This window comes from Nitrincola sp. A-D6 (assembly GCF_000764495.1).
In the GTDB taxonomy this organism is placed as follows: domain Bacteria; phylum Pseudomonadota; class Gammaproteobacteria; order Pseudomonadales; family Balneatricaceae; genus Nitrincola.
Map to the genome: position 1 here is coordinate 82,686 of NZ_JRLB01000042.1, position 7,374 is coordinate 90,059.

The 7,374-nt window shown below is 47.5% G+C and carries 5 protein-coding genes and 1 pseudogene; 5 read left to right on the forward strand and 1 reads right to left on the reverse strand.

Translation table 11 applies throughout. From position 1 onward, the window contains the following. Window positions 1-23 precede the first annotated feature (23 nt). Entirely contained in the window at window positions 24-1,028 is a 1,005-nt protein-coding gene (gene pfkA / locus LH51_RS08515) for a 6-phosphofructokinase (protein ID WP_036521470.1), read from the reverse strand. 165 nt (window positions 1,029-1,193) lie between these two features. Between pfkA and LH51_RS08520 the strand changes: the two genes are divergently transcribed. The 5 genes and pseudogenes from LH51_RS08520 to LH51_RS08540 all read left to right on the forward strand — a co-directional run bounded on the left by LH51_RS08520 (window position 1,194) and on the right by LH51_RS08540 (window position 7,062). Continuing rightward, the gene (locus LH51_RS08520) at window positions 1,194-2,195 is read left to right on the forward strand and encodes a TAXI family TRAP transporter solute-binding subunit (protein WP_235263618.1); all 1,002 of its coding nucleotides are present in this window, start codon (window positions 1,194-1,196) and stop codon (window positions 2,193-2,195) included. Between the two features lie 169 nt (window positions 2,196-2,364). Continuing rightward, the gene (locus tag LH51_RS08525) at window positions 2,365-3,345 is read left to right on the forward strand and encodes a TAXI family TRAP transporter solute-binding subunit (RefSeq protein ID WP_036521473.1); all 981 of its coding nucleotides are present in this window, start codon (window positions 2,365-2,367) and stop codon (window positions 3,343-3,345) included. Window positions 3,346-3,538: 193 nt separating this feature from the next. After that, window positions 3,539-6,143: pseudogene (locus LH51_RS08530) on the forward strand (TRAP transporter permease). Window positions 6,144-6,154: 11 nt separating this feature from the next. Then, complete coding sequence (locus LH51_RS08535) at window positions 6,155-6,583, forward strand: universal stress protein (RefSeq protein ID WP_036521476.1); 429 nt, start codon at window positions 6,155-6,157, stop codon at window positions 6,581-6,583. A 50-nt stretch (window positions 6,584-6,633) separates the two neighbouring features. Then, window positions 6,634-7,062: a universal stress protein gene (locus LH51_RS08540; protein ID WP_036521478.1), complete on the forward strand. Its 429-nt coding sequence runs from the start codon at window positions 6,634-6,636 to the stop codon at window positions 7,060-7,062. Window positions 7,063-7,374: the final 312 nt, after the last annotated feature.

Here is a 7,374-nt window from a genome sequence, read left to right on the forward strand (position 1 = left end):
CCTGTCCCGGTAATCAGTTGCGTTTATTTATGTAATTGCAGGGCAATTTTAAGCAACTCCGGGTCCAGCCCTTTTCTGTAGCGGATCAGATCATCCAACGGTATGTCGACGACTTCGCCGTTATTTACACCCACCATGATGTCACTGTAGCCAGCCAGAAGGTATTCGACAGCAACGGCTCCAAGGCAGGATGCCAACACCCGGTCGTGGCCACTGGGGCGACCGCCACGCTGAATATGCCCGAGAATGGAAATGTGTGGTGTCAGCCCATGCTGTTGTAGTTCTTGGGCAATTTTGGTGGTTAGATCGGGCTGATTACCCTCAGCAACGACAATAATACCACTGGAGCCAATGCCGGCTTTACGGGATGTGGCCAGTTGCAGGGCAACTTCCTCGATATTAACCGCGTATTCAGGTACCAGGATCATTTCGGCACCGGCGGCTATACCAACATGTGTGGCAAGAAAGCCCGAATTACGTCCCATGACTTCAACTAAAAAGTGGCGCTCATGAGAGTCAGCCGTATCCCGGATACGGTCGATAGCATCCAGAGCTGTATTCATGGCGGTATCAAAGCCTATGGAGTCTTCGGTTCCAAAAATGTCATTATCTATCGTACCTGGAAGGCCGATAACTAAAATACCGGTTTCCTCTTCAAGCAGGTGAGCGCCAGTTAGTGAGCCATCACCACCAATGACAATTAATGCCTCGATACCTCGTTGTTGCAGTATATTTGCTGCTTGTTTGCGATATGCCGGGTCATGGAACTCAGGGCAGCGAGCGCTTTTGAGAAAAGTCCCACCACGCTGAACAATATTGGAAACCGATGCTGAAGATAGTGTTTCAATATCATTTTGCAACAGCCCGGTGAACCCTCTATGGATACCCCAGACAGTGATGCCATAGCTCAGGGCTGTTCGTACCACGCCTCGTATAGCTGCATTCATGCCGGGAGAGTCGCCACCGCTGGTTAATACGGCTATAGAGGTGATTTCTTGGGTCGCTTCGAGAGTTGGAAGGTTGTACATGGCAGGGATCCTGAACCGGAAAAAGACATAGCTATAGACTATACTGATTTATAGCATAATTCCCCTGTTCGGTTTTGCTAATAGTTGGCGATATTTACTCATGTGGCTAATACTAGAAAGATTCCAATGTTGATTAATACAGGTGTTGTAAGGAAAGAAAAGAACATGCTCAGTGAACACAAAGGACTCATGGCCGCCTGGCTGTTGGTGGCTGGCCTAAGCACCACAGCGTTTGCACAATCAGATCCAAGTATGAGTACTTCGATAACTATCGGTACCGGTGGTGTTACGGGGGTATATTATCCAGCTGGGGGAGCGATATGTCGGTTGGTGAACCGGACTCGATCTGAGCATGGAGTACGCTGTGCTGTTCGTGCCACGGGTGGGACGGTGGTTAATTTGACGGCGCTACAGACGGGTGAGCTTGAGCTGGGGTTAGCACAATCTGACTGGCAGCATCATGCCTATTTAGGGACCTCTGAGTCATTTGTACATGAGGAGTCTGGTGCTGATTTGCGTTCTGTGTTTTCACTGCATTCAGAGTCTTTTACTGTGTTGGCAAGAGCAGATGCAGGTATAACCAAACTGGATGATCTAAAAGGTAAGCGGGTGAATGTTGGTAGTCCTGGTTCAGGACAATATGCCACTATGCAAGTGTTGATGGAAGCCAAGGGCTGGGAGTTAGATGACTTTCGGGAAGCAAGAACCTTTGGGCCGGTTGAGCAGGCTAGTGCTTTGTGCGATAACCGAATCGATGCAACTGTGTACACGGTAGGGCATCCCAGTGGTGTGGTTCAGGAGGCAACCACTACCTGCGATGTGCGTATTGTAGAGGTTGATGATGAGCAGGTGCGCTCGCTGGTTGAGGAGCGTAGTTATTATCGTTTTTCAACTATTCCTGCAGGAATGTATAAGGGAAATCAAGGTGAAGTGAACTCATTTGGTGTAGTAGCGACACTGGTGACACACTCCGGTGTACCAGATCAAGTGATATATGCGTTGGTAAAAGCTGTATTTACTAATTTAGATACATTCAAAGGACTACATCCGGCATTTGCTGAGTTAACGCCAGAAGCGATGGTGCGAGAAGCACTGACGGCGCCCCTGCATCCCGGTGCTCGGCAATTTTATGAAGAAAAAGGCCTTATACGGCCTGAAGAAGGATAATACTTTGATAATTATTGCTTAATGGTCTATTTTTAGACTTTAGTTATATGCATCCTGTGATGCAGGAAAAGCTCCGCTGACTGACAGCGAGCACTTACAGTTCATGTATTAATCCGGTCAAATTAGTCCGGGCAGTAAAATAAAATATAAACCTGATGAGGTAAGTTATATGAAGCGTCTTTCTTTAGCAGCAGCCGTGACGGGCATTGTACTTGGTGCAACTGCATTTTCGACCCAGGCTGTCGCAGAACAGAAATATATTACTATTGGTACCGGTGGGCAAACCGGTGTTTATTACGTTGTAGGCCAATCGGTTTGCCGCATGGTAAACCGTAATACTGATGAGCATGGTGTTCGCTGTAACGCTCCTTCAACTGGGGGCTCAGTGGCTAACGTAAATGGCATGAAAAACGCCGAGCTGGATATGGGGGTCGTGCAGTCAGATGTTCACTTCCGTGCCTACAATGGTGAAGGTAACTTTGAAGAAGATGGTGCCTGGGGTGACATGCGCTCAGTGTTTACTATGCACGGTGAGCCTTTGACTGTTGTCGCTCGCGCCGATTCCGGTATTGCCGATTTCGCTGATTTAAAAGGTAAGCGAGTAAATATTGGTAATCCTGGTTCAGGTCAGCGCAATACCATGGATGTTGTAATGAATGCCATGGGTTGGACTGTTGATGATTTTGCTCTGGCATCACAGTTGGATGCAGCTGAACAGGCGTCTGCTCTGGCAGATAACAATATTGATGCCATGGTGTATGTGGTAGGTCACCCGAATGGTTCAATTCAGGAAGCTACAACTACAGTTGATGCGAAACTGGTATCAGTGACAGGTACAGAAATTGATGAGCTGGTTGATGCTTATCCTTATTACACCCGTTCTGTGATTCCAGGCGGACTCTATCGTGGCAATGATGAAGACGTACCGACCTTCGGTGTAGCTGCGACCTTTGTTAGCCATGCAGGTGTTGATGACGAGACAATTTATCATACAGTTAAAGCTGTGTTTGAGAACTTTGATCGCTTTAAGCGCCTCCATCCTGCTTTCGCAAACCTGAACGAAGCCGATATGATCGCTGACGGTTTAACTGCACCGATTCATGATGGCGCAATGCGCTATTATGTTGAGCGTGGTTGGATGCAGGAGTAAGACTGCAGCTAGATAAACGAAATGCGCGTCCTGACCCGTCGCGCATTTTTTATGCGCAGGAGCGGTGCGTGAATGATTGCAGGGATGCCAGTCTTAGTATTATTTAGCTTTAACCAAGTTGTAAAGGTAAGGACGTAGAGGCCACAAACCTCGACCTCCCGTGGCTCTCTGAACATGACTACAGGGCAAGCAGATGACTAACGATACACATCAGCCTGAAAAACCGGCAGTAGATCTTGAGGAAATGGTAGCGGCTTCCGATACGGGGGCGCGAGCACCGGTCGGGTTCCAGGGAAAGTTGCTGGTTAGCATTGCTGCGGCTTGGTCGTTGTTTCAGTTGTGGATTGCATCGCCACTACCATTTATTTTTGGCTTTGGTGTTTTTAACTCAACGGAAGCCCGCTCAATTCATCTGACTTTCGCCTTAACTCTGGCTTTTATGGCCTACCCGGCTTCAAGCGTTCACCACGTGATCGCATTCCTTTGGCTGACTGGGCTATTGGGTTAGTCGCAGCTTTTTGTGCGCTATATATCTACATTTTCTATACACAGCTAGCTGGACGTCCGGGAGCGCCTATCACCCAAGATGTGGTTGTCGGTGTGGTGGGCTTGGTGTTGTTGTTGGAAGCGACACGTCGTGCGCTTGGGCCACCGCTGGTGATTGTTGCTTCGGTATTTCTTCTCTACAGCCTGTTGGGACCCTACATGCCAAGCATCGTGGCCCATGGAGGCGTCAGTGTAAATGGTTTGGTTAACCATCAATGGGTATCTGCTCAGGGGGTGTTTGGCATCGCGCTGGGTGTTTCAACCAGCTTTGTGTTTCTTTTTGTACTTTTTGGTGCCCTGCTGGATAAGGCGGGCGCAGGTAATTATTTTATAAAGGTCGCCTTCTCTTTGCTTGGGCACTATCGTGGAGGTCCGGCGAAAGCCGCTGTAGTGGCCTCCGGAATGACGGGCTTGATTTCCGGTTCTTCGATTGCCAATACAGTGACCACAGGTACCTTTACTATTCCGATGATGAAGCGTGTAGGCTTCAGTTCGGAAAAGGCTGGTGCAGTTGAGGTTTCATCATCGGTTAATGGTCAGATTATGCCGCCGGTTATGGGAGCTGCAGCCTTTCTGATGGTTGAGTATGTGGGCATATCCTATGTGGAAGTGATTAAGCATGCGTTCCTTCCAGCTTTAATTTCGTATATTGCACTGATGTATATCGTGCACCTCGAAGCGCTTAAAGCCAATATGCAGGGATTGCCATCGGCTAACCCTGCCAGGCCCTTGCTTAATAAAGTGATCAGCTTTATGACTGGCCTTATTCTGATTATGGCGCTGTCTTTTGCTGTTTACTATGGACTGGGTTGCTTAAGCCTTTTCTGGGTGATGCTACTCCTTGGGTAGTTTCCGTAGCCTTGGCGATAGCCTACGTGGGTTTGTTAAAACTAGGTGCAAGATATCCTGAGCTTGAGCTGGATGATCCAAATTCTGAAGTTATTCATTTGCCACAAACTCGCCCGACGGTCATGGTTGGATTGCATTACATTCTACCGGTTGTTGTGTTGGTCTGGTGTTTGATGGTGGAGCGTCTGTCGCCGGGTCTATCTGCTTTCTGGGCAACCGTGTTCATGATTTTTATTATGCTGACACAGCGCCCCTTGATTGCCTTGTTCAGAGGTAGGAGCAAGGTACAGGATGACCTGAGAGAAGGTGTTCAAGACCTGTGGAATGGCTTGGTGGCAGGTGCCCGTAATATGATCGGTATAGGCATAGCAACTGCGGCTGCTGGTATCGTTGTTGGGGCTGTATCGCAGACAGGGGTGGGCAATCTATTAGCTGATGTGGTTGAAACTTTGGCCATGGGCAATCTGATGCTGATTTTACTGCTCACGGCTGTGCTGAGTCTGATCTTGGGGATGGGTTTGCCAACAACAGCTAACTATATTGTTGTTGCGGCACTAATGGCTCCTGTTGTGGTTACCCTGGGCCAGCAGAATGGTCTGTTGGTACCTTTGATTGCGGTGCATTTGTTCGTATTTTACTTCGGTATTATGGCGGATGTGACTCCGCCGGTGGGGTTAGCCTCCTTTGCGGCAGCGGCTGTCTCGGGAGGAGATCCTATTCGAACCGGGTTCCAGGCCTTCTATTACAGTATGCGAACGGCAGCATTGCCCTTCTTGTTTATTTTTAATACTGACCTGTTGCTTATTGATGTCACTGTAATACAGGGAATATTGATATTTATTGTGTCGACGATTGCTATGTTGATTTTTGCTGCAGCTACACAGGGGTATATGCTGACTCGCAGTCGCTGGTATGAAACAGTGCTTTTATTGTTAGTGGCGTTTACGCTATTTCGCCCCGGCTATTGGATGGACAAGATTCATGATCCCTATCAGACAGTACCGCCAGCTGAATTTAGTGAAGCACTGATGCGGGTAGATCAGGGCAGCAATCTGCGTGTTCAGATTGCTGGTGAGGATGATGTTGGTGATCCAATGGTAACCTATAGACTGATTCCGGTCCCTGGTGGTCAAACGGCTGATGAGCGCATGCAAAACTTGGGGCTTGAGTTATACATGGATGGTGATCGTGCATTTGTTGATATGGTTGAATTTGGTAGTTTGGCGGCTGACATAGGCTTCGACTTTGATCAAGAGATAGTAGAAGTAAGTGCTCCGGTTGATCGTTGGGCTAAAGAGTGGATCTGGGTGCCTGGATTTATGCTATTTGGTCTTGTCTATTGGCTGCAAAGACGCCGGCATGCTCGTAAGGGGCAAGCTGGTCAAACTGTTACAGCGGCATAGGAGCTTTAACTATGTATAACAAAATATTGATGCCTGTGGTGTTAAGTGAGCCTAACTCATGGGAGCGTGCCTTGCCTGTAGCACTGAACTTATGCAAGACCTATGATGCTTCATTGCATGTGCTCACTGTGATGCCTGATTTTTCGATGCCAATGGTGGGTTCCTTCTTTCCAAAGGACTTTTCCAGCAAAGCACATGCGCTGCTCAAGGACGAGTTGAAAAAGTTCGTGAAGGAAAATATTCCTGATGAGGTTCAAGTTCAGCGTATTGTAGCGGACGGGTCTCCCTGGGAGACGATTGTAACTATTGCAAAAGAGATAGATGCTGATTTGATCGTTATGGCTGCTCATAATAAACGTAAGTTCGCCGATTATGTGCTGGGACCCAATTCAGCCCATGTAGTAAAACACAGTAATATATCAGTAATGGTGGTGCGTTGAGAGCAGGCATCACTGCTTATTTTGCGTATGAATAAATTGCGGATAATGTGATGAGCTTAAAAATTCTGCTCCCTGTTGATATTCAGGATAGAGACGCTGCCATAGCAGGGCTTAGTAAGGTTATGAATTACCTTGGAGAGCAGGATGTGGCTATGCATTTTATGTCAATACTGCCAGGGAAGCCTTTGCGGCTGCTGTCTGCTCAAACGCCAAAAGAAGAGGTGGAAAGTGCGCTGTCTGTGCTTAAAGATGAAGTGACTTTGCTGATTAAACAGGCATTACCGCAGCTCACAAATTTTGCGGTTCAAACAGTCGAAGGTGTGGTGCATAAAGAAATATTGAAATATGCGCGTGAACTGCAGCCGCACTTGATCATGTTACCCAGCCATAGCCACTCAAAAGTTGAGAATATTCTTATAGGATCAGTGACCTCTAAGGTTGTTGAGCAAGCCGATTGCTCTGTTTTGGTGATTAGGTAAAATAACTACAAAAAAGTCGTTGACCTGTCTGATTTTGATCTATACTATACGCACCTCGCTTGAGACAACAGCCCAACACACCGGGCAGCTCAAGCCGCTCTTTAACAAATTAATCAGGTAATGCGTGTGGGCGCTTGTTCAGGTTAGGCATTAAAGCTTAATCAGAAACAAGCAACCTATATGTGAATTCATTTAGATGTACGTTTTTGAGCATGACTTAGATAGTTAGCGGTTTCGGCTGTTAGTTATCGAAAATTTAAACTGAAGAGTTTGATCATGGCTCAGATTGAACGCTGGCGGCAGGCCTAACAC